1 protein-coding gene is annotated in these 318 nt (G+C 57.2%); it reads right to left on the minus strand.

Annotated elements, in window-relative coordinates; genetic code table 11:
* Nucleotides 1–46 precede the first annotated feature (46 nt).
* Nucleotides 47–318, minus strand: a 272-nt coding sequence (locus tag GPK89_RS14060; RefSeq protein WP_215694109.1) for a desulfoferrodoxin family protein, incomplete at its 5' end; no start/stop codon positions are given.

Here is a 318-nt window from a genome sequence, read left to right on the forward strand (position 1 = left end):
AAAAAAATCCGGTGCTCAAAAAAGCACCGGATTTTTGAAAGATGAATTACGCTTTCCACAGACTGTGGAGGTTGCAGTAGGCGTAGATCGCCTCGACCTCGTCGCCCTCGCAGAGCGCGAAGCAGACCTCCGGCTTTTCGCCGGGATGCAGTTCCTTACGCTGATTGCCCTGCTTGGTCTGGAGAGATACCCATTCGATATAGTGCTCCGGCAGCATGGGGTGCTCCACGGAGCCGACCTTGACATGGACGATGCCGTTTTCCACCGTCCAGACAGGGACGTGCTTCTCCACGGCGGCGTCGGTGGTGCCGGGAACGA

This window comes from Gemmiger formicilis (genome assembly GCF_018784445.1).
Classification (GTDB): Bacteria; Bacillota; Clostridia; order Oscillospirales; family Ruminococcaceae; genus Gemmiger.